Below are 22715 nucleotides of genomic sequence, written 5' to 3'. Positions count from 1 at the left end.
GTATGAACACGGTCGATGCCAATTCCGCTTAGAATAGTTGTTTATATTATTGATGCACAGGAATTACTCCATGACCGTCAGTTCCACATTCTCCTACGCCGATATCGTCCTCGCTCACCAGAGGATTTTGCCCTATATTCAAGCAACACCGGTGTTGACCTCAAACACTGCGAATCAATTGAGTCAGGCAGAATTATTTTTTAAATGCGAAAGCTTCCAAACCAGTGGCGCCTTCAAATTTCGTGGTGCCTGTAATGCATTACTTCAATTTACGCTGGAACAAAAAGCCCGAGGTGTCGTGACTTTTTCATCCGGCAATCACGCCCAAGCAATCGCCAAAGCAGCACAGCAATTTGGAATGCGCGCCGTGATAGTGATGCCGAAAGATGCACCTGCGATTAAAGTTGCTGCAACCCGCGGCTATGGCGGCGAAATCATTTTTTATGATCGTTATACAGAAGACCGTGAAGCGATCGGTCGTCAGTTAGCGCAAGAGCAAGGTTTAACGTTGATTCCACCGTATGACCATCCTCATGTCATGGCGGGACAAGGCACCAGCGCTAAAGAGCTAATAGAGAGCGTTAGCAGCAGCGCTGCGGCGCTCGATTATTTATTGGTACCTTTGGGTGGCGGTGGTTTACTTTCCGGTTGCGCAACTGCCGCCAAAGCATTAAATCCACTTTGCAAAGTCATCGGAGTCGAGCCTGAAGCGGGTAATGATGGTCAACGCAGTTTACGCAGTGGCTCTATCGTGCATATCGACACTCCCAACACCATCGCCGACGGCGCGCAAACACAACATTTGGGAACGCATACCTTTCCCGTCATTCAACAGCATGTTGACGATATCGCGACAGTCAGTGACGCGCAGTTAATCGATACCATGAAATTCTTTGCGAGTCGCATGAAACTCATGGTCGAGCCAACCGGATGTTTAGCGGCGGCATTAGCATTGAGTGGCGCGCTGGATATTAAAGGAAAACGAGTCGGTGTCATCATTTCTGGTGGCAATATTGATTTGAGTCGATTCGCAAAATTAATTCAAGATACAGAAATAAATTAAAGTAATCTATTTAATGCAAGGCAAAAGTAATGAAAATTTCCGTGATTTTTTAATTTGTTTTACTATGCTTAGTGAATTCGAGATGCGTTCAAGATGCGTTCAAGATGCATTCAAGACTCTAGTAGTTGAAATAGCCCCCGTTCACCTCATTCAATAAGGACATCGCCATGTTGAAACTCAATGTAAACACCAAAGAAAGCACGCTCGATCTAGCGCCGGATACGCCAGTGCTATGGGCCTTACGCGATGGTTTAGGTTTAAGCGGCACCAAGTATGGCTGTGGCGTCGCACAGTGTGGTGCATGTACGGTGCATGTCGACGGTCAGGCAATCCGCTCTTGTATCACGCCGGCATCCACGGTCGTTGGTCGTAAAATCACCACCATAGAAGCCATCGCTAACGATAAAGTGGGTAAGGCTGTCCAAGCAGCATGGATCGCCCACGATGTAGCGCAATGCGGTTACTGTCAAAGTGGTCAGATTATGAGTGCAACCGCCTTATTAAAAACGAATAAAAAACCCAGCGATGCCGATATTGATGCCGCGATGTCCGGCAATATCTGCCGGTGTGGTACCTACCAACGGATACGTGGTGCGATCAAAGCGGCAGCCGCCGCCTTGGCATAATCAATAAGTCGTTCAGCCCTCTACTCTATCGATAAGGATACTGCCATGCATTTCTATTCAAAAAATAATATGTCGAGCGATCTGAGCGAGCTCCCAAAAGGGATCGCTGCCATGATACAAAAGAATCATAGCCACACTGAGGCTACTTCGTTCTCACGTCGTAATTTCTTAAAAATGAGTGCCGCCAGCGGCTTTGCTTTGGGTATGTTTCCAGCGGTCGCGCAAACCGACAAGCCAGCCGCAGGATTGAAAGCATTTCAACAACCAGCCGCCTTCGTACAAATTAGCAAAGATGGCAAAGTTATCGTAACCATTAACCGCTTAGAATTTGGTCAAGGGGTACACACTGCCCTGCCTATGATCTTGGCGGAAGAATTAGACGCCGACTGGAGCAAAGTTGCTGCGGTTCATGGCAACGCCGATCCCGCTTATGCCGATCCCGCCTTTGGCATGCATATCACAGGCGGTTCAGGTTCTATCAAACATTCATACACACAATATCGTGAGTTAGGTGCGCGTGCGCGTGCGATGTTAATAGCCGCTGCAGCAGCACAATGGAATGTGGCACCTGACACCTTACGCACTGATCGCAACATGGTCATTCGCGCTGACGGCAAAACACTCAGTTATGGCGAGTTGGCGGAAGCTGCAATGAAATTGGCCGTTCCAGATAATGTTCGTTTGAAAGATCCCAAGTCTTTCAAAATTATTGGCAAACAAGTTGGGCGTCTGGATGCCTCCGATAAATCCAGTGGTAAACAAAACTTTGGTATTGACGTGCGACTGCCAGGCATGTTGACCGCCGTGATTGCGCATCCACCTGTATTTGGTGCCAAGCTAAAGTCTTTCGACGATAGCGCGACGAAACAAATCAAAGGTGTGCGTGCTGTACTTAAAATCGCAGTAGATCGTGGCGGTGAAGGTGTTGCCGTCATTGGCGATGGTTTCTGGCAAGCGAAGCAAGGACGCGACGCGCTGAAACTCGATTGGGACGCCAGCGGTGTTGAGAAAGTAGATAGCGCTGCGCAATTAAAGCAATATCAAGAGCTGGCTAAAACGCCGGGTAAGTTTCATTTTAAAGCCGACGTCAGCAAACTCAGTTCTGCACCAAAGAAAATTTCCGCAGAATTCACTTTCCCTTACTTAGCGCACGCCGCGATGGAGCCATTAAATTGCACAGTGCAGTTGAGTGCAGATGGCAGTAAAGCTGAACTCTGGGTAGGAACTCAAATGCCTGGCGTAGAAAGTATGGCGGCAGCCCAAGCCTTGGGCGTGCCACCAAAAAATCTCAATCTGCACGTACAAATGGCTGGTGGTGGTTTTGGTCGTCGTGCCGTGCCGAATTGTGATTACGTCGTGGAATCTTGTAATGTCGCCAAAGCGGCACGTAGCGCAGGCATACAAGCGCCGATACGCACTATCTGGAGCCGCGAAGATGACATCAAAGGCGGTTACTATCGCCCTATGCATGTACACCGCGCAGACATTGGCTACGATGAACAAGGACAGGTACAAGCTTGGGACCATGTGATCGTCGGTCAATCCATCGTCGCAGGCACGCCGTTCGAGGGCTTCTTGATAAAAGATGGAATCGACGGTACCGCAGTCGAAGGCATGCGTGATCCTTACCAAATACCGATGCGCTTGTCGGTCCACCACCCCAAAGTCAATGTGCCAGTTCTATGGTGGCGCAGCGTTGGTTCCACACACACCGCTTATGTGATGGAAACCTTGATCGACGAAATCGCCCGTAACGCAAAACAAGACCCAGTTGCCTATCGTCTCAAACAATTTGGCGACAAACATCCACGTCATACGGCTGCTTTAAAACTAGCTGTAGAAAAATCAGGATACAACAAACGTCGTTTGCCTAAAGGTCATGCATGGGGTGTGGCCGTGCATGAGTCGTTTGAAACCGTGGTAGCTTATGTTGTGACGGCTTCTGTAGCGGATGGTCAAGCTAAATTACATACTGCTACCGCGGGTGTGCATTGTAATTTAGCCGTCAATCCTAAAACCATAGAAGCCCAAGTACAAGGCGGTGCTTTGATGGGATTGGGTATGTGTTTACAAAATGCTGCCATTACTTTTAAAGATGGATACGTTGAACAAAGTAATTTTGGCGACTACGCCGTTGCTCGCATCATCGATATGCCACAAATGACCGTGCATATCGTTCCAAGCGCCGATCCTCCAACCGGTATGGGCGAGCCAGGCTTACCACCTTTGGCACCCGCATTTGCCAATGCAATTGCCCAATTGACCGGAAGCGCACCGCGTAGTTTGCCGTTCAATATCAAGGGATAAATAGACAGTTTTCCGTTTATTTTAATGTGTGCTAAGCCTTCCCCCTTCAAGGGGAAGCTTAAGATGGAGATGGGTTTCTGTCATTTGCTTACTAGAATTTTTCGCGAAACCCATCTCTACTCTTTACTTTCTACTCTTTACTTTCTACGCCCCACTCTTACAAGCCTGATTGGCAATAAACCGCTATACGAGTTTATTCACATTCTCGCCGCGTTCTTGGGTAATATTACCCAAATACCGCTGCGCGTCTTCCCAGCTCACTTCATTCATTTTGGTTCTGTCTCGCTGTGCGGCTTGCGCCATTTTCGCTTGCTGTATTCGCACACTTTCTTGCTCTTGCAAACGCCGCTGCTTTTCCACTAAAGCGCGCAATGCGAGCGAGGCTTGTTTCCGTCTTTGTTGCTCAAATTCTTTACGTTGTTGTCTTTGCTCAGCGCGTTGTTGTGCAGCAGGGTCTAGCGTTGGTGGTGCTAATGTTTTAGCTATTGCCTTAGTCTGTTTAGTTGGTTCCATGGACTCAGTTGCGCTGACCGTTTCAGCCATCGCTTGTAGCAAAGCCAAAGCGCTAATCGGTCTTTGTTCTGCAGAAAGCGCAAAACCACTTTGTAAGACCTGCCATTGCGCGGCACTCAATGCACTCGGTTGTTTCACCGTGTGCTGATGATGTCGATAATCTCCGAATGGCAAAGTACCTTCCAGTAATTGATAGATCATGACAGACATTGCGTACACGTCTAAAGCAGGCGTGTACTGCGCTTGTTGACGACCAGCTTCTGGCGCACGATAACCTGCGGTACCAGCATGTGGCGACCGTGTACTGGCAAATCCTGTGGTGCTAAGTCCTGCATTAGTGTGACTGCGCAGGCGAGCTGAAATACCAAAATCGAGTAGTTTGACTTCGCCATGTTGAGTCAATAGTAGATTGCTCGGCTTCAGATCGCGATGCACGAGTTTGTATTTATCCCAAGCGTATTGCAAAGCACGCGCGACGGGTAATAGGATTTTTAAAACCTGCGTCCACTCGCAGCGCTGATGTTTGCTGAGATAACTGTCGAGATCTTGACCGTCCAGATATTCCATCATAATGAAATAACTATTGGTCGCGGGATCGCGTCCCCAGTCATAGACTCTGACAATATTTTCATGCGCCAGTCTTCGCACTAAGGACGCTTCTTCGATTAATAGACGAGTGTGTAATGGACTCTGGGTGAATTGCGATGGCAAGATTTTTAAAGCAAGTTTTTCACTATGACCTAATGCGGCTTGTGTCGCCAGATCCGTGACTTGCCAAACTTGTCCCATCCCGCCCTCACCTAGCAAGCGCTCTAACTTAAAACGTTTTGCTTGTGCACCAATCTCCTGACCTGCGATAAAACCCAGATCGGTCCCTTCCGCAGATTCGTGATGTCCGTTGTATATGCTGAGTTTACCGTCTGGTCCAAACGCACTATCGAGGATGGCATTTTTTCTTTGAGTGAACTCCTGGTCAGTCAACAATCCCTCATTGAGCAGATCACGCAATTCTCTGATTCTTTGCAAGGGCTTTTGCATGACCTCATTCCACTTTTTTATATCAAACAAACTTATCTGAAGACAGATTTTAAAATCTTATTTACGACCATTAGCAGGTGTATGGATTCGATGTTGCGCAAAATTTTGCGCCATGCTCAAATCTATTTCATGTCGTCGTTTTAGATCAGCGTTCCTTTCCTCGCGCTCCTCACGTAAACGTTCTTGTAGCATTTTCATGGCTTGTTCCAAACTCATTCCCTGCTGAATCTGCGACATAGCACTCATCGCCTGCGCCGCATGCGCAGATTGTCCCGCTTGCGTTGCCAGAATTTGTTCTGGACTCATGCTAGCTTGGGTTTGTAATTTCATGAGGTCGGCCAGCGCTGTCGCGTTCGGCGCCTCGGCGGTGGCAATCTTGCCAGTTTCGCTGAAATTGGCGATGGCATTCAAGCGCTCTATCTCTATCTTAGCCATCATTGCTCGTTGTTGCGCTTCTGCTTCCTTACTTTGCTGTTCTCGCTGCCAACGATTATTTTCTTCTTCCTGACTAATCTGCATGCGGCTCTTTTCTAACTCGACTACATGCATTGTTTTTTGATGCTCACGTTGCTGTTCTTCTTGCAGCTCTTGTTGGATTAGTTGTTGATGTACTTTTAGTGTGCGCAATAATTTTTCTTGCTGCGCGGCGGATCGAGCCAACTCGGCATCTTGTTGTAGACTGTTTATACTTGTTTGCACCTGTTCGACCTGCAGCGCATTTTCCACGTCTTTGATGCGCTGTTCTCTTTGCAAATCACGCTGACGCTGTTGATGTAATTCTTCTTCCCACGCCTGCATACGCTTAAATTCGCGGGCACGAACTTCGGTCTCTATACTAATATCAATCAGACGTTTTTTCTGACGCTCATCTTCTAGCTCTTGCTCGTGTTGCGCTAATTGCGCTTGTTTTTCTTGTAGCAATTGCGTCTGATGAATTTTTTGATCTCGCTCATTGATTAAATGACTTTGCGCAATCTCATGTTCGAGCTGGGTTCTTTTAATCTGGTGTTCGATTTGTTGCTGCAATACTTGCGCAGCTTGTTTGGAGTGGAGCTGACTCAGTTCAGACTCTGAACGCATCTTAATACGCGCTAATGTGCGTATATGCAACCATTGATCTGCTTCACTTTGACGTGTCTCTGATTTTTCTTTCAGTTTGTGTTCTAGCTCGCGTATGGTGTCGGCTGTCTCTTGATTGAAAGCTTGCTTACGCGTGTGAGCTGCGGCGATTTGTCCATAGAGTTCGACTTCGCGCAAACGTATCGTCTGCAAGCGCTCCGCTTCATCTTGTCTTAACTTAGCACGTGATAATCGCTTATTGGCCTTATCATGCTCACCTTTGAGATACAACCAGCCCAAATCTTTGCCAAATTGTTGGCGCATTTCTTCGTGGCGATAACGCAAACGCACTTGCTCTTCTTGCTTCGCAATTTTTTGCCATTCGCGTTCGCTGTACAGATTATCAACATCTTTCGCGCGATCTGAGTGTCGGCGTTGCGCCTCGATTTGCAAATCAGCGCTAAATGCCTGCTCGCTATATTTCTCTCTATCCTCGGCTAATTTATGATGGCGCAATTCTTGTACCACAGCCTGCGTCGCCACAAATCCGTACGCTTGCAGTTGTTGATTAATTTCATGTCGTAAGTGGGCATCTAACTGGGCAGTCAACTCCGTTTGGTCTTGTAGTTTTCTCAAAGATTGTGTACTGAGCCAACTTTGCAAAATCTGTTTAACTGACGCTTCGAATATTTTCTGTAACTGCGACGTGTTAATACTGCCCGGTGAGGTCATGAAATGCTGCGCAAAAATCGCCACTTCGTCGATCTTGACACGTATCAAACAACTCGCGTTGATCGGTAGAAATTCTACGGTATGTAGGTTTTCAAAATCAAAATGTAAGGCGAATGGTAGAGAGCGAGTGATTAGTATTTCTAATGCTTGGTCAGCCATGAAATGTTTAGTTTTTGCCTTCAAACTAGCACAAGAATAGTCGCCTGCAAACAGCTCAACGATGCGCTGATTTTGCAGAATAAAAGCCCGAGCACGAGCAGGAATTTGTAGATTGTCTTTGGCAATTTTATCGACAGATTGCACCGCAAAAAAAATCGCGACCTCGTCATCAGCCGGCAGCCAACGTTGCTGGCGCAATACGGACTCATGAGCGGGGCTACTCAACATCAAACCACATTGGGCGCAATAGTCGGAGTCTTGCCGATTTTCATGCTCGCAACGAACACACCGTATCTTAGGATAAGAAAAAAGCTTACGCATACCAAACTCCAACCCAAGCACTGCCTTGGCGAGAAACTAAAAACGCAATATCAATAAAACTAAGGACACGGTGTACACCTACACCGTTGCCATAATTTAAAATTGCACCGAGCGAAATTGCAATGAGATTGCACTGAGGAAAAGAATAGCACCCAGTTTTTTATTGAGTAGGATGAAAAGAAGGGAAAAAGTAGCTCAAATCCAGCTTATAAAATCCTGCTTGTCTTGTGCTTATCTCCAGCTGATCAATTGCGGACTTATGATCCCAAATCGGGGTAAGACTGGTGGCTATAGCGATAGGCTCGCAGACTCTCATGACAAGAGGATAAGTCAATATCTAAATCGAGCTGGCGATCTTGCTGAGTTTGGCTATCACGATGCCAGAATTGTCCACGATGATGAAAGAAAACCAGCGCATTCAGATCGACATGGTGGTTCGTATCCGGCAGTATTTCTGGAGAAATTAAATAAAGTAATTCAACAACTTTTGCGCCGTCTATGTATTCCAACATGACGGCATGGGGAAGAATCTGTGCCACGCGCAATTGCACTATGCCTTTGATACTGGCACATAATTCTATGTGCATACCAACCAGCAATCGCTGAGCCTGATGCTTGCCCACTATTTGGCCATCCACCACTACGCCATACCGCGAAGTATCGATGAGTTCTAGCGCACCCGTCTCAGTACGCCGCAAACAGGCATGGCGCGCGCTAATCCGCTTGGTCAGTGCAACATCTTGATGTTGTAGAAGAATATTCGCCACCGAGGCCTGTGCATCCCTACGTCCCAATACCCACTGTTCCAAAGCGAACAAGCGAATCGTGGGCGAGTTATTGGCAGACAAGCTCGCCACATGATGTTTGACCTGTCGCGGCAGTGCCGACGCCAAGCTTTGTCCCGTCAGACTCTGATAACTTGGCACCGCCACTTCTAACAATTCTTCATCCCAAGCAATACTACTCAGGCCTATATTAAATTTGCCATTCTCACGCGGGCTGGTAGCAACCGTATCTAGCATATTGTGCATATCGAGCTGCGCTATAGCGGCATCTTTTGCATAAATGGCGATATCCAAATTCGCATGTGCTGCATCGTGTGGCTGTTGTAAGCCGTTCAATTTGGCAATCGCGCCATCTTCAGCTACTACCCGTACATTTTTTTGTGTCGCTAAAAAAACCTGATGAATCTCGCTCAAACTCGCATTGGCTCGAGGCAGCAATAACGTCGTTGTACAAATCCACCGATGCAACTCACCCGTCGCCTCCTTGTATTGAAGTTCAATTTCTAAAGGATACTGACCATGTTCCTTATGCTTACTAGAAAAACTCAATAACAGCGGTGGCCACAAACCTGCAGGCGTGCGTAATAAAGTCCGCTCAGGTTCTAATGCGCTCAATAAATCAGAGCGAAACCGAAAACTAAGTTCTTTGATGCTTGGAGCAAGTTCGCCGCATAATTCGAGCTTAAGCGTCTGACGCCCTCCCGCTGAGCGCGGGTCATAGCCACTAAATCGTAAGTACAGTGATGACACCGTTGCGTGAGCACCCAACGCCTTCGTGAAAAGCGTAGGTGCCAGATCGAGGGCTGGGGTCTTATCCATGGTGACGTAAATTAAGCAGCATAGTGCTACTGTAATGCTAGGTCACAAAATTAAATCCTGAGAATAGAGGGTGGTTTGTTCTCTATTTCTTACCTGAGAGAATGAGCTGATTATTTAAAGGGCTTTAGCTCACTAACGCTAAGCTCACAGAGCAAATTTGTGATTACGGCTTTTGGGGGGCACAAAAGAAAGCACAGCGAAAATTTGTCAGGTGTAGCCGTTTATTATTTACTCATCGGGTTGATCGGGTGTTTTGGCGATTGTCCACTGACCACCGACTTTGTTTCGCCATGCATGGTAGCCTGGTTCGATCTTGGCGACCTCGAATACAGTAGAGTCAATTTTAGTAATTTCTTCTAGACCAACCAGTTTAGCATCTTCCATTGTGTATTCAGTATTACTTAAAAACTGCCAGCCATCATCTTCCAAGTCGTGATATACAACTTGAATAGGACATTCACCTTCGATAATTTGTCGTATAGTAAAAACAGCGCAATTCTTGGGCTGGTCGAATGGCCATTCAACTGCCTTTTTCTTGAGTACTCCGAACATTTTTCGATCCTATTTTAGGAACTAACGTTAAATTGACCTAGGTACTTCTGCGTCAGCCTTGCATGTTGAGTTGGACCGACCGGGTATATCAGCAGAGATCATATTAATTCCAGCGTAGAAAACTCGGATGATTCAAGTCGATAAGCCAAGCGCGAATAGCATCAATTGCTAGCTGCCTTGGCAAGATCATTACACCAGATTGGGTGAACAACGAGCCGTCTTCATCTTTAAACGTAATTACTTTTCCATTGGCGAAAGTGCTTTCGGTGTAGCTTGCATCATGATCGCGATGCTCATTTATTCGCGCGCGGGCGTATTCTCCAGAACACCACAAAAGAAAATCGCCGAAGCAATACTTATCCTGCATCACTGAAGCTTCGATGAAACATTCAAACTCGTTAGGATCTCCAAGCCACGTAACAGCATTCTGTCCTGAGCTAAACGTACGAGCCGTCGGCGTCGGGTCGGGTGTAAATCGCACAATTGTAATCTCGTAAATTCGGTTCAGATCGGCCATGCAAGGTTAACCTTAATTTAATTTAACAAAAATGCATATTAACTTGGCGAATCAAAAAAGACAATTTGTTTCAAGTCTCTTAAGAACCGCATGGCGCATAGTTGTAAATGCTTATATTGTATGAATCTGAGATATAAGCAAACCGACAAAAAGTGCAGACTACTGAATTTGAAGATCTACGGTTTCAGCATCACCTTGCCAACAAAAAAGGGCGACCCAAAGTCGCCCCCGTATCATTTAAATTCAAATCAAAAATTAAAAACGCACATTTCCAATTAGACTAGCTATTATCGATTGAGTAGCACAATCATTCATGCGATCTTCCACGCATTAGTCTAGCGATCCAAACTCAGCTTACGATGATGCGCTTTGAAAAAGCGGAAAAAAATCAAAGAAAACAAAGCGCCCATCGCGACTAGCATCGTCATTAAGAAATACACCACCGGTTTTTCTAATGGCCATTCGCCTGGTTCACGTTTTTTCACCACGGTGCCGCCTGGCAAAACGACATTCTCTGAGCTCACCAATTGAGGTGCTATCACGACGGCGTTGATGGCCTGACCAGACTTTACTGGAAAATCCACACTCGCTGGCTTCATACCTCGTTTCTCGCAGGACTCACTGGAGAATATTTTTTTGCCTTGTTGATTAGTACAAACAAATGCATCGGCAAAAACCAAGGAAGACGCAGTACTTAATACCAGCCACAGACAGAAGGAGACAAGAATTCGCATAAAGATAAACGCATCAAAGACAAATAGAAGATAAGCGGCGATGGTATCAGAGGGATGCTTGCTTGTGGCGAAAAGTGATGAGGTAAAGCCTAGGCTCGCCATAACAAAGTAAAAAATATTCTTTTTGCAGTATCTTTTATGATATTTCTTATGTCTAGTCACTCAGTTTTAACAGGCGTTGGATAAGCATTGCGGATATTTAATATTGATAATGCTTAAGCAATTTAAATAGGCACGAAACAAACTACTTCAATAATAAAAAACATTCCCTCAGGCAAATTCCTTAATTCGCGCTAAAATATCTCAATTGAAAAAAGGCAGACGCTTTATGCAAATCATTATTTACGACAAAACCGACAAAGGCAGGGAAGAAATCGCTACTCGCAAGTGGCATCTTCCTTCACGTATGCGATCCTTGTTGGTACTCATTGATGGCAAACAAAGCGATGCGCAATTAGTCAAAAAAATCGGTGGATTAGGCTTAAGCGAGCAAAGCTTATTGGAACTACAAGAGAATGGCTTCATTCAACGAGTCTCAATAGAAAGCGCAGAATCCGAACTTTTGGATGGTCGTGACAGTTTGGATTTAACCACGCCGACCACTTTAGGCAAATTGGCTGACAGCACATTAGGCTCGATAGAAGAATCGCAAACGATTTTTGAGGCATCCGAAGAAGAAACGGCTGCATGGCGTGCCGATCTAAATGCGCTATTGAGCGCCAATAACGATGACGGTCCCAGAGAAAGCCGGGTCGAAATGATGAAGCGCTATCTGGCTGAACTGATCAAAGAAAATTTAGGTATAAAAGGGTTTTTCTTACAGAGAAAATTGCTAAAGGCCAGCACCCTCTATGATATCCATGCCTTTCGCCATCCATATATTTCGGCGATTTTGCATGCCAAAGGCAAAGACAAAGCGGTTGCCTTACGTGATGAATTTGACGAACGCATGTATGTCAGTTTTTCTTTAGATGATCCTGAATTTTTAGAAGATTAGGCATTGGCTGTAAAACATCTAAGGCAAAAAAAGACCAGAATAATTTTTCTGGTCTTTTTTGTTTTGGATATCAAAACTATTCGATGCCCTGGCTAGTCAAATACTCTTCGTAGGTGCCACGGAAGTCGATGATTTTTCCATCTTTAACTTCCAACACGCGCGTCGCTAAGGAAGAGACGAATTCACGGTCATGTGACACGAAGATTAATGTGCCCGCATATTTTTCTAAGGCGATGTTCAAGGACTCAATCGATTCCATGTCCATATGATTGGTCGGTTCATCCATCAACAAAACATTGTGGCGTCCGAGCATTAACTTACCGTAAGTCATGCGGCCTTTTTCACCACCAGATAAGACTTTGACGGATTTTTTTACATCGTCACCGCTAAATAATAAACGACCGAGGATAGAACGAACAGCTTGATCATCGTCGCCCTCTTGCGTGTACATACCCATCCAGTCGGTTAGGTTTTTGTCAGACGCAAAATTTTCAGCAGGATCTTGCGGCATGTAGCCAACGCTCGCATTTTCCGCCCATTTGACTTCGCCACGATCGGCAGTCAAACCACAGATTTCCGCACCACCGATACAACGCAACAAGGTCGTTTTACCAGCACCATTGGCACCAATAATCGCGATCTTTTCACCCGCTTCTACCATGATGTCAAAGCTGTCGAATAATTTTTGATCATAGGCCTTAGACAAGTGTTTCACTTCCACCGCTAAACGATGCAATTTTTTCTCGCCATCGAAACGGATAAAAGGATTTTGGCGGCTTGAAGGTTTAACGTCTTCAATCTTAATTTTTTCAATTTGCTTAGCACGTGAAGTTGCTTGACGTGCTTTAGATTTGTTGGCAGAGAAACGGCGCACGAAGTCTTGCAACTCTAAAACTTTGTCTTTAGCCTTCGCATTGTTAGCTAACTGCTGAGCACGTGCCTGAGACGATGCCAACATGTATTCATCATAGTTACCTGGATAAATCTTCAAGGTACCGTAATCCATATCCGCCATGTGGGTACAGACTTGATTCAAAAAGTGACGATCATGAGAAATGATAATCATCGTGGAATTACGTTGATTGAGGATATCTTCTAACCAGCGAATGGTATTGATGTCCAAGTTATTGGTTGGTTCATCAAGCAGGAGAATGTCAGGATTGGAGAACAAAGCCTGTGCCAACAATACGCGCAGTTTCCAACCTGGCGCGACCGAGCTCATCAAACCTTGGTGCTGGTCAGTAGGAATGCCAACACCTAACAACAACTCACCCGCACGCGCCTCAGCAGTGTAGCCATCGTACTCAGCAAATTTAGCTTCTAAGTCGGCGGCCTTCATGTAATCATCGTCGGTCGCTTCTGGATTAGCGTAAATCGCATCGCGCTCAGCCATTGCAGCCCACATCTCGGTGTGCCCCATCATCACCACATCAAGTACCCGCATATCTTCGAATGCGAATTGATCTTGACGCAGTTTACCTAAACGTTCGTTTTGATCAAGCATGACCGTGCCAGAGGACTGATCCAGATCGCCGCCCAAGATTTTCATGAAAGTGGATTTGCCGCAGCCATTCGCGCCGATCAAACCGTAGCGATTACCTTCGCCGAACTTAACTGAGATGTTTTCAAACAGTGGCTTAGGGCCAAACTGCATGGTGATATTTGCTGTTGCTAACACGTTGAGACCTTTTGCGTGGAATTAAATTAACCGCGAATTATATCATCGTGCATAGCTGCCACTGCGATTTTTCGCCTCAGAGGCACAGAGCACGGAGCGCGGCGCACAGACAGAGTAAGCGCAGGATTATTTGAAAAATCTCGGCATACTCTGTCCACTAAGACAAGCTTTACAAGGTTTTTTAGAGCGTCCAAGTTCCGCCCTGATGCCCTTGTTGAAATTGTAGCAAGAGGCTATCCACCTTATCCCAGCCTAAATGATCGGCATAAAACATAGGCCCGCCGCGATGCAAAGGAAAACCGTAACCTTTTAAATAAACGATATCAATATCCGACGCACGCGCCGCGATACCGTCTCGCAGAATTTTTCTCCCCTCATTCGCCAAAGCTAAGACCAGTCGTTGGACAATTTCTTCATCACTGATTGGTCTTTGCGCTATCCCTTGCGTTTGAGCGTATTGCTTAATGAGTTGATTGACTAAGTCAGAGGAATGGGCGGTTCTGTCGTTCGCTTGATAGTCATACCAACCGGCTTGCGTTTTTTGTCCAAAACGTCCTTGCTCGCACAACAAGTCGCCGAGCTTAGAATAAACGGCGTGAGGGTTTGCCATGAGGCGACGTTTGCGAATTGCCCAACTAATGTCATTACCTGCCAAATCGCTCATGCGGAATGGCCCCATCGCAAATCCAAAGGCTTCGATGGCGTGATCGACTTGCTGTGGCGTACAACCCTCTTCCAACAAAAACGCCGCCTGTTTGGTGTATTGCTCCAACATACGATTGCCGATGAAGCCATCACAAACGCCTGCGACGACCGCGGTCTTTTTAATTTTTTTGGCCAAAGCGGAACAAGTCGCCAATACATCGGCGGCCGTTTGCTCTCCACGCACAATTTCTAATAATTCCATCACATTGGCGGGACTGAAGAAATGAAGGCCAATGACATCTTGCGGACGCTTAGTGAAACGCGCGATCTGATTCAAATCCAAGGTCGAGGTATTCGATGCCAAGATCGCTCCCGTTTTCATCACCTGATCGAGTTGTTCGAACACGCTTTGCTTGACTTGCATGTCTTCAAACACGGCCTCAATCACCAGATCAGCCTGCGCTATCGCGGCATAATGATCGACGCCAACAATTAGCGCACAACGCTGTTCACATTGCGCTGGCGTGAGCTTGCCTTTACTGACACTACTTTGATAATTATTGCGAATTCTTTCCAGACCTTTTTCCAACGAAGCTGCTTGCAGGTCCAGAATTTGTACTGGAATACCCACATTGGCGAAATTCATGGCGATGCCAGCTCCCATGGTGCCAGCGCCTATCACCGCTACCGATTTAATATTCCGTAAGGGAGTATTGGCATCTACGCCAGCAATTTTTCCGGCGGCGCGTTCGGCCATAAAGATATGGCGCAATGCAGATGATTCAAGGCTTTGCAATAAACGCTGAAAGATAGCGCGCTCGGTTTTTATACCCTCATCAAAGGTCTGCGTGAGACTCGCCTCTAAAGCATCGAGACACGCAAATGGCGCCGGAAAATGCTTAGATTTTTTCATCAAATCACTACGTGCTGTTGAGAAAAGATCAGACTTTATTGGCGCATTCGCAGCTAGATCGCGCACACGTGGAATCGGACGTACAGCGGCGATATCGCGAGCAAAATCCTGAGCACGAGCAAATAAATTTTGTGGATCTGGCTCATAGACATCAAACAAGGTGCTTTGTGTCGAACTCTGTGCCGTGCTTAGTGCCAACTGATCCGACAAAACAATTTGCCCACTACTAATCATGCTCACACAGGTCTCCATCGCCAGTAATCGCGGCAATCTTTGAGTGCCGCCCGCGCCGGGCAATAGACCTAATTTCACTTCTGGCAAAGCAATCTGCACACCGCTAGTGGCGCCCCGATAATGACAAGCCAAAGCCAACTCCAAACCTCCGCCCATACACACACCATTAATCACTGCAACAATCGGCTTAGTATAGGCATCCATCTGTTCTATCAAGGCAGGCAAGGAAGGCTGGGCGAAGGTTTTTTCTGTCCCAAATTCTTTAATATCCGCGCCACCCGAAAAAGCCTTTGCGCTACCCGTTAGCAGAACGGCGAAGACTTCTGGATTGGCTTCGGCGCCTTTTAGGCATTCTGCGATGGCTGCGCGGGTTGCATGCCCCAGTCCGTTCACAGGTGGATTATCAATGGTAATAATAGCGAGGCTACTATTGATCTGCATAGTTACTGTCATGGTTTGTCTCTTTATTCTTATGTTTGTGTTTGTGTTTGTGTTTGTGTTTGTGTTTGTGATGATTTTCAAATCTATCAAGCAAAAAGTCTACAGATTTTCTATTTCATTCAACTTCATCCAACCTCCAACCATTCCTGACGAATGATGTCGTTCGCGAGCAATGCTTGTTGCTCACCTTCAAATACCGCCTGGCCATGTCCCATAATCAAAAAACGATCTGCCACTTGTAATGCCAAATTCAATTTCTGTTCCACCAATAAGATAGCAATGCCACGCTGTTTAATTTTAATAAAAAAATCGCGTAAAACATCAATGACCTTAGGTGCCAAACCCTCGGTTGGCTCATCAATCAATAGCAAATCAGGATTACCTAAAAGACTGCGCGATAGGCTTAACATTTGCTGTTCGCCACCCGACAAGACACCAGCTTTGGTATGACGACGTTCGAGCAAGATAGGAAACAACGCATACATCTCCTCTAACTGCCACGGGGTTTGCTTGCTTATCCCGAGTTTTTGTCCTAAACGCAGATTTTGTTCCACGCTAAGCTCCGCAAAAATTTCGCGATTTTCCGGTACGTAAGCGATACCGGCTTGTGCGATTTTAAAGCTCGGCAATCCTAATAGTTGTTTGCCCCGATAACGAATACTACCTTCAGCGCGTACCATACCCATAATTGCTTTTAGAGTGGTAGAACGCCCTGCGCCGTTTCGACCTAACAGAGCTAAAACTTCACCTGCCTGTATCTCAAAATTCAGTCCATGCAAAATATGGCTTTGATCGTAATAGGCATGCAGATGTTCCACTTGCAGCAATGCGCTCATATCGTGGCCTCCCAATGACCCAAGTAAGCCTCTTGCACTTGAGCATTCAGACGTATTTTTTCTGGCGTATCACAAGCAATAATTTCTCCATGAACCATCACGGCAATCCTATCCGCCAATTCGAAAACAACTTGCATATCATGCTCGACCATTAGCAGGCTTTTTCCCTTGCTTACAGTGCGAATTAATGCGATCGTTTTTTCCGTTTCGGCACGACTCATACCTGCCGTCGGCTCGTCCAATAAGAGACAATGTGCACCACAGGCAAACGTCATACCTATTTCTAAAATCCGTTGTTCCGCATAGCTCAGTTCTCCGGCAATGTGATCTTTCTGCGCACTAAGTCCTAGCAGTTCCAATAAATCGGCTGCTTGTGCATGGATCTGTTTTTGTCGAGAAAATCTATGCCAAAAACTATAGCGAAAACCCAAGTGCCACATAAGTGCACAAGATAAATTGTCGATCACACTTAGGTGAGTGAAGACATTGCTGACTTGAAAACTGCGCGCCAAACCTTGTCGGGCGATTTGATATGGAGCTAAGTCAGAGATACTTTTCTCGTTCAACAATATCTGACCACAGGTCTTTCCTGCACTGGGATTTCGACCAGAAATTAAATTGAACAAACTAGATTTTCCCGCGCCATTGGGGCCAATGAGTGCCAACCGCTCCTCGCGTTGCAATTCCAAATCGACACCGCGTAATATGCTATTACTACCGATAGTCAGACTCACCTGCTTCAAACTAAGCACGCTCATACGCGCCCTCTTCGCTAGGTTTTACAACATACCAAAGACCAATACCTAGGCCTATCATCAGCACAGCGAGGCTCCAAGAAAATACATGCTGTGGATTAAATTCCCAATTAAACAAACTCAACAATTGCTCATCGCCTGATTTGAAACGCAAGCGATACAACATTTCTATCGCCAAGATCGTTCCGCTAGCAATGCAGCTAAACGAGGTAACAAAAACAGCACAGCGCGCAATAAACTTTTGCCACGAGGCTTGTGCTCGCGCACGCTGACTCGCATTAAGAAAATCAAGCACCAATCCGCTCACGCCTTGCGGTGCTTTTACCACCACCAGAATAAACAAGATGCCAGTATATAGCTGCCACGCGGGCGTCAATTCAGATAAAAATATAGACATCAATACACCAAGCACGGCACCAACAACGGGGCCTAAGAAAAAACTAATCCCACCGATATAGGTGAATAAAAGTACCGTGCCAGAGCGTACTGCACTCACATTTTCAGCGCTCACAATTTCAAAATGAATCGCCGACAAAGCACCCGCAATACCTGCAAAAAAACTCGATAAAACTAACATCAAAAAACGAACCCAACGCGGATCGAAACCGATGAAAGAAACTCGTTCGGCATTATCTCGCACCGCTTCTGCTAATTTGCCTAAAGGCGTTTTTTGAATAAAATACATAGCCAATGTAGCGGCTATGGTCCAAGCAATAATCAAATAACAGACTTCGATCTGTGGGCCAAAACTAATGCCGAGGAAGGGTTCGCCTGACACTCGATTTGCACTAACTCCGCCTTCTCCACCAAAAAAGCCGGGAAACATTAAAGCACTGGCAAACACTAATTCACCTATGCCTAAACTAATCATGGAAAAAGTGATGCCCGATTTTTTGGTAGAAATCCATCCAAAAATTCCGCCAAATGATGCACCCGCTAAACCACCAACAACAGGAATTAAGCTGAGTGGAAAATTCAAACCGCCATCGCTGATTTTATTCATCGCATGAATCGCGACAAATCCGCCCAACCCAGAATAGACTGCGTGTCCAAAAGAGAGCATACCCGTTTGTCCAAGCAGCATATTAAAAGACAAGGCAAAAATAGACGCAATACAAGCTTGAGACAAAAAGTATAAGGCCTTACCGGACGAAAAACAGATTGGAAATAATAAGAGAGCGACACTCAGCAATGCTATACAAGCGCTGGCCCAATTCAGTCGATATTGAGATCGATAGTGCAATAAAAAGCGTCTAAACATGACGCCGCCCCATCAAGCCTTGGGGTCGCCACAGCAGCATCAAAACCAACATCAAAAACGGCAATATGGGCGCGATTTGCGAGATGCTTAAAGACAGTAACGCAAAAGCGAAGTGATCGTTTGAAATATCTCCGACCAAGCGATGTATCAGATTGAGCAAAGAAAAGTCCAACGTCACCGCAAAAGTCTGTACGCATGCGATCAACAAGGATGCCCAAAAGGCCCCGACCAAAGATCCCATACCGCCCAACACGACCACTACAAAAATGATGCTACCGACGCTAGCGGCCATCCCCGGCTCGGTCACAAATGCACTGCCGCCCACCGCGCCAGCCAAACCCGCCAAGGCACAACCAGTGCCAAATACCCACATAAAAATACGTGGCACGTTATGACCCAAAGCCGCCACCATGCTAGGCTGAGTTAGTGCCGCTTGTATTACTAAACCGATGCGGGTTCGTGTCATCATCAGATAAACCAGCCCCAACATGGCGAGCGCAACAAGGGCCATAAACCCACGATACAAAGAAAATGGGCTGGAATAAACCGAGAATAATGCGCCTTGCAAGGACACGGGAATCGCATAAGGCACCGTCAAACGTCCCCAAATTAGCTGGACTAATTCGACGATGAGATAAGAAAGACCGAAAGTAAACAACAGCTCAGCAAGTTGTCCTTGCCCATGCAAGCGTCTGAGCGCACATCGTTCGACCACGACGCCAAGTAAGCCAGTAATCATCGGTGCCAAGCATAAGCCCCACCAAAACCCCCACAAACCACTCAAGCTATATCCTAGGTAGGCACCTAACATATAAAAACTCGCATGTGCAAAATTGAGAACGCCCATCATGCTAAAAATCAGCGTCAATCCAGCCGAGAGCATAAAGAGTAGCAGGCCATAACTTAGGCCATTGAGCAGATTAATAAGGAAGAATTCCAAAGCGTCGAACTTTCAGGCTAATCAACAAATCTACATCTTCATGCCGGATTTGTTCTTTCATACAAGAGGGATACGCTATAAAGACAAGCCCCTCTTGCAAGGAAAAACATTAAGGCCGTTTCATCTGACATGAAGTTGGCTGTGCCGCCACGAAGGCATCAATTTTTTTCAAAGTCTGCCATCCCATGCCAGTATTTTCCTGATCAAACTGTACGTCTTTACCATTTAACTTTACCCAGTTAGACAAATACAAAGTTTGCTGAATCTGGTGATCACTTTTACGCATGTTAGCTGGATTACCGAAGAAATCTATTTGTGTGTCTTCGAGTGCTAAAGCAACTTTAACAGGATCAATCGTGCCCGCCTTTTTCACCGCTTTGCTTAAACTGGCAATCAAGGAATAAGTGGATACAGAAGACAAATCGTCTTTGTATTTATCTTTGAAGCCCTTAGTTAATTGCGCGCCTAGTACAGACACATTATTCGGATGCCAGTAACCTATCAATTTTACTTTATCAATACCCGCGGCCCCCATGGCGGTAGGCACGCCAGTTGAGCTGGCGTAATAGGTATAAAAATTGGCGTTCAAACCAGCTTCTTTGGCCGCTTTAATCAATAAAGCCAGATCAGTCCCCCAGTTACCCGTGATGACAGAATCAGCGCCTGAGGCCTTAATTTTGCTGATGTAAGGCGCGAAATCTTTCACTGTCGCGAGTGGATGTAAATCTTCCCCAACTATTTGTATGTCAGGTCGTTTACGTGCCAAATAAGATTTCGCCGCACGCGCGACCTGTTGTCCATGCGAATAGTTTTGACCGATCAAATATACTTTTTTGATGTTTTTATCGGACGCCATGAAAGTGCTGAGGGCTTCCATTTTCATATCCGAATTCGCATCAAAACGAAAATGCCAAAAGCTACATTTACTATTGGTCATATCCGGATCAATCGATCCGTGATTCAGATAAATAATTTCTTTACCCGGATTACGTTGATTATGTTTATTGATGGCGTCAATCAAGGCCAATCCAACCGCAGAACCTGTGCCTTGAGCAACATAACGATACCCCTTATCGATTACGGTCTGCAGCAAGCTTAAGCTCTCTTGTACCCCTGCTTTGTTATCAAAGGCATCGAAGACCAATTTATGCTCGCCCGCCCATTTTTCAGCATTGGCGCGTTCGGCAAGATAAGTAAAAGAATTAAAAGTATTTTGCCCCACTGGCGCAAATGGTCCCGACATTGGATCAATGACCGCAATTTTGATCGTATCAGCATGGGCAAAATGGCTGCTTGCTGCTAGGCTCAACACGAATGCGAAAAGGATTTTTTGCATAAGGCTCTCCTTGAGAAATACAAACGAGTTTGGCGCACGCTTAGAATAAATTCAGAGCCTGCACCGATTTTATTTCGAACGATTTTATTTCGAGCGATTTTATTTTAAATTAACGTGAACGTGTTTTGGATAGATTCGCAGGACGCGCGATGCGCTTGCCCTGCCCTGCATCACGGCTTACTTTTGCACCTGGCGCTGTGCTTGAGCCATTGCCTCTGCCAGCACTAAGGCCTGCTTTTGTACGCAAATTACCTACTTGTAGACGAACACCGCCTGCTGCTACCGAACGTCCCGGAGCTTGCGAACTACGATCTACTGGGGCTCTCACAGGACCTTTCATCCGAACTGTTTCCGTTTCACCGGATTCAATTTCAAATTTAGCACTAACATCTTTACCCAAAACGCGTACCAAATAAGGCATCACTTCACGCAAAGTTGCCTCTAAAGTCCAAGGAGGATTAATGATAAACATACCGCTGCTATGCAATCCAAAACCATCAGGTGTCGGGCCACTAATACTTAAGGTCACATTCAACCAACCATTCGCTGGAATACGTTTTAAACGATCTGGCAATTGTTTAGATTCTATGCGAGATAAAACCGGATACCACACGGCATATGTACCAGTTGGAAAACGGACTAAAGCATCCTCCAGACAAACCTTAACGCGACGGTAATCATCCTTAACTTCATACGGTGGGTCGATCAACACCAAACCACGACGTGAAGGTGGTGGCAAGATCGCCTTCAGACCTTCAAAACCATCGCCAGCATTAATCATGATACGTTTGCCACGCACCGTTTGACGTTCTCCCTGCTCAGCTTTATGTGCTTCTAACTTACGGAAATTTTCGCTAAGAATTTTGATTTCACTAGGATGCAATTCAAACAGACGCAAGCGATCTTGCGGACGCATCACTTCATTTGCACAATAAGGCGAACCGGGGTAATAGCGCAGCTTGCCGCTAGGATTTAAGGCCTTCACTAAATCCAAATAAGCTTGCAAAGCAGCAGGCACATCATCTCTATCCCACAGCGGCGCGATACCCGTTTCGAACTCTGCGTTCTTAGTCGCATAGCCAGTATCTAAAGAATACAAACCTGCACCAGAATGCGTATCCACATAGGTATAAGCCGTGTCTTTTTGCCCCAGATAATTGAGCAATTCGATTAAGACAAAGTGTTTGAGAACGTCAGCATGATTGCCAGCGTGAAAACCATGGCGATAGCTCAGCATAGTGGAGATTCCTGATTGATTGATGTAGGCTAAGTAGAAGTGAGCCCACAATGAAGAAGTGAATTAGCCTCGATTTTACTCCGTTTAAGCTGTAAACGTTTGATTTCGCGGCAATTTAATCTTAATGCAGTTGATGGTAGATAATCTATCGCTACCTAAAAAAGACGATACGAACAGGTAGTCTCTGCTAGTTTCTAATAGTCTCAAATAGTCTCAA

The 22715-nt window shown here is 45.9% G+C and carries 17 protein-coding genes and 1 pseudogene; 4 read left to right on the top strand and 14 right to left on the bottom strand.

The genetic code is table 11. The features are described from left to right. Window positions 1–70 precede the first annotated feature (70 nt). The 3 genes from ACFFJH_RS02225 (at window position 71) to ACFFJH_RS02215 (ending at window position 3996) form a co-directional block, all read left to right on the top strand. Window positions 71–1063, top strand: coding sequence for a threo-3-hydroxy-L-aspartate ammonia-lyase (locus tag ACFFJH_RS02225; protein ID WP_390209726.1), 993 nt, complete (start codon window positions 71–73; stop codon window positions 1061–1063). 167 nt (window positions 1064–1230) lie between these two features. Continuing rightward, on the top strand, window positions 1231–1689 hold the full coding sequence (locus ACFFJH_RS02220; protein WP_390209724.1) for a (2Fe-2S)-binding protein: 459 nt from the start codon (window positions 1231–1233) through the stop codon (window positions 1687–1689). Window positions 1690–1734: 45 nt separating this feature from the next. Then, window positions 1735–3996, top strand: a complete 2262-nt coding sequence (locus ACFFJH_RS02215) for a xanthine dehydrogenase family protein molybdopterin-binding subunit (RefSeq protein ID WP_390209723.1) — start codon at window positions 1735–1737, stop codon at window positions 3994–3996. Window positions 3997–4179: 183 nt separating this feature from the next. On the opposite strand, the gene ACFFJH_RS02210 is transcribed toward ACFFJH_RS02215, so the two are convergent. From ACFFJH_RS02210 to ACFFJH_RS02185, 6 genes are all read right to left on the bottom strand, one after another. Beyond that, a complete protein-coding gene (locus tag ACFFJH_RS02210; RefSeq protein WP_390209722.1) occupies window positions 4180–5547 on the bottom strand; it encodes a serine/threonine-protein kinase in 1368 nt (455 codons plus the stop codon). A gap of 57 nt (window positions 5548–5604) precedes the next feature. Beyond that, window positions 5605–7818, bottom strand: coding sequence for a coiled-coil domain-containing protein (locus tag ACFFJH_RS02205; RefSeq protein WP_390209720.1), 2214 nt, complete (start codon window positions 7816–7818; stop codon window positions 5605–5607). A 257-nt stretch (window positions 7819–8075) separates the two neighbouring features. Further along, window positions 8076–9422, bottom strand: a complete 1347-nt coding sequence (locus ACFFJH_RS02200; RefSeq protein WP_390209719.1) for an FHA domain-containing protein — start codon at window positions 9420–9422, stop codon at window positions 8076–8078. 228 nt (window positions 9423–9650) lie between these two features. Beyond that, window positions 9651–9974 carry a hypothetical protein gene (locus ACFFJH_RS02195; protein WP_390209717.1) on the bottom strand — a complete coding sequence of 108 codons (324 nt, stop codon included), beginning with the start codon at window positions 9972–9974 and terminating at the stop codon, window positions 9651–9653. 103 nt (window positions 9975–10077) lie between these two features. Continuing rightward, window positions 10078–10491, bottom strand: a complete 414-nt coding sequence (locus ACFFJH_RS02190) for a hypothetical protein (RefSeq protein ID WP_390209716.1) — start codon at window positions 10489–10491, stop codon at window positions 10078–10080. A 335-nt stretch (window positions 10492–10826) separates the two neighbouring features. After that, the gene (locus tag ACFFJH_RS02185; RefSeq protein WP_390209714.1) at window positions 10827–11225 is read right to left on the bottom strand and encodes a hypothetical protein; all 399 of its coding nucleotides are present in this window, start codon (window positions 11223–11225) and stop codon (window positions 10827–10829) included. Between the two features lie 328 nt (window positions 11226–11553). Between ACFFJH_RS02185 and ACFFJH_RS02180 the strand changes: the two genes are divergently transcribed. Beyond that, window positions 11554–12222 (top strand): hypothetical protein, encoded by a 669-nt coding sequence (locus ACFFJH_RS02180; protein ID WP_390209713.1) that lies wholly within the window; start codon window positions 11554–11556, stop codon window positions 12220–12222. A gap of 76 nt (window positions 12223–12298) precedes the next feature. Here ACFFJH_RS02180 and ACFFJH_RS02175 read toward each other — a convergent pair whose 3' ends face one another. The 8 genes and pseudogenes from ACFFJH_RS02175 to ACFFJH_RS02140 all read right to left on the bottom strand — a co-directional run. Next, on the bottom strand, window positions 12299–13900 hold the full coding sequence (locus tag ACFFJH_RS02175; protein ID WP_390209711.1) for an ABC-F family ATPase: 1602 nt from the start codon (window positions 13898–13900) through the stop codon (window positions 12299–12301). Window positions 13901–14081: 181 nt separating this feature from the next. Then, window positions 14082–16145, bottom strand: coding sequence for a 3-hydroxyacyl-CoA dehydrogenase NAD-binding domain-containing protein (locus ACFFJH_RS02170; protein ID WP_390209709.1), 2064 nt, complete (start codon window positions 16143–16145; stop codon window positions 14082–14084). 113 nt (window positions 16146–16258) lie between these two features. Next, window positions 16259–16960 (bottom strand): ABC transporter ATP-binding protein, encoded by a 702-nt coding sequence (locus tag ACFFJH_RS02165; protein ID WP_390209890.1) that lies wholly within the window; start codon window positions 16958–16960, stop codon window positions 16259–16261. A gap of 5 nt (window positions 16961–16965) precedes the next feature. Then, entirely contained in the window at window positions 16966–17727 is a 762-nt protein-coding gene (locus ACFFJH_RS02160) for an ABC transporter ATP-binding protein (protein ID WP_390209707.1), read from the bottom strand. Then, on the bottom strand, window positions 17714–18985 hold the full coding sequence (locus tag ACFFJH_RS02155; RefSeq protein ID WP_390209706.1) for a branched-chain amino acid ABC transporter permease: 1272 nt from the start codon (window positions 18983–18985) through the stop codon (window positions 17714–17716). Before ACFFJH_RS02155 ends, ACFFJH_RS02160 begins: the two co-directional genes overlap by 14 nt. Further along, window positions 18978–19868: a branched-chain amino acid ABC transporter permease gene (locus ACFFJH_RS02150; protein ID WP_390209888.1), complete on the bottom strand. Its 891-nt coding sequence runs from the start codon at window positions 19866–19868 to the stop codon at window positions 18978–18980. Before ACFFJH_RS02150 ends, ACFFJH_RS02155 begins: the two co-directional genes overlap by 8 nt. Window positions 19869–20034: 166 nt before the next feature. Next, complete coding sequence (locus ACFFJH_RS02145) at window positions 20035–21261, bottom strand: branched-chain amino acid ABC transporter substrate-binding protein (protein ID WP_390209705.1); 1227 nt, start codon at window positions 21259–21261, stop codon at window positions 20035–20037. A 355-nt stretch (window positions 21262–21616) separates the two neighbouring features. Continuing rightward, window positions 21617–22498 (bottom strand): annotated as a pseudogene (locus ACFFJH_RS02140) (23S rRNA (adenine(2030)-N(6))-methyltransferase RlmJ); the annotation flags it as partial. Between the last annotated feature and the right edge of the window lie 217 nt (window positions 22499–22715).

Origin of the sequence: Affinundibacterium danionis (genome assembly GCF_042432465.1) — a bacterium.
Taxonomy (GTDB): domain Bacteria; phylum Pseudomonadota; class Gammaproteobacteria; order Burkholderiales; family Burkholderiaceae_D; genus Undibacterium; species Undibacterium danionis.
The sequence above is the reverse complement of the archived record's forward strand: the minus strand, read 5'-3'. Positions and strand labels throughout refer to the sequence as shown.

Excerpts from the sequence above, each read along its gene's own strand:
- ACFFJH_RS02200 (WP_390209719.1), bottom strand. The coding sequence starts at position 9,422 with ATGGATAAGACCCCAGCCCTCGATCTGGCACCTACGCTTTTCACGAAG.
- ACFFJH_RS02225 (WP_390209726.1), top strand. The coding sequence starts at position 71 with ATGACCGTCAGTTCCACATTCTCCTACGCCGATATCGTCCTCGCTCAC.
- ACFFJH_RS02195 (WP_390209717.1), bottom strand. The coding sequence starts at position 9,974 with ATGTTCGGAGTACTCAAGAAAAAGGCAGTTGAATGGCCATTCGACCAG.
- ACFFJH_RS02150 (WP_390209888.1), bottom strand. The coding sequence starts at position 19,868 with ATGCTCTCGGCTGGATTGACGCTGATTTTTAGCATGATGGGCGTTCTC.
- ACFFJH_RS02215 (WP_390209723.1), top strand. The coding sequence starts at position 1,735 with ATGCATTTCTATTCAAAAAATAATATGTCGAGCGATCTGAGCGAGCTC.
- ACFFJH_RS02205 (WP_390209720.1), bottom strand. The coding sequence starts at position 7,818 with ATGCGTAAGCTTTTTTCTTATCCTAAGATACGGTGTGTTCGTTGCGAG.
- ACFFJH_RS02160 (WP_390209707.1), bottom strand. The coding sequence starts at position 17,727 with ATGAGCGTGCTTAGTTTGAAGCAGGTGAGTCTGACTATCGGTAGTAAT.
- ACFFJH_RS02170 (WP_390209709.1), bottom strand. The coding sequence starts at position 16,145 with ATGACAGTAACTATGCAGATCAATAGTAGCCTCGCTATTATTACCATT.
- ACFFJH_RS02145 (WP_390209705.1), bottom strand. The coding sequence starts at position 21,261 with ATGCAAAAAATCCTTTTCGCATTCGTGTTGAGCCTAGCAGCAAGCAGC.
- ACFFJH_RS02190 (WP_390209716.1), bottom strand. The coding sequence starts at position 10,491 with ATGGCCGATCTGAACCGAATTTACGAGATTACAATTGTGCGATTTACA.
- ACFFJH_RS02220 (WP_390209724.1), top strand. The coding sequence starts at position 1,231 with ATGTTGAAACTCAATGTAAACACCAAAGAAAGCACGCTCGATCTAGCG.
- ACFFJH_RS02155 (WP_390209706.1), bottom strand. The coding sequence starts at position 18,985 with ATGTTTAGACGCTTTTTATTGCACTATCGATCTCAATATCGACTGAAT.
- ACFFJH_RS02210 (WP_390209722.1), bottom strand. The coding sequence starts at position 5,547 with ATGCAAAAGCCCTTGCAAAGAATCAGAGAATTGCGTGATCTGCTCAAT.
- ACFFJH_RS02180 (WP_390209713.1), top strand. The coding sequence starts at position 11,554 with ATGCAAATCATTATTTACGACAAAACCGACAAAGGCAGGGAAGAAATC.
- ACFFJH_RS02185 (WP_390209714.1), bottom strand. The coding sequence starts at position 11,225 with ATGCGAATTCTTGTCTCCTTCTGTCTGTGGCTGGTATTAAGTACTGCG.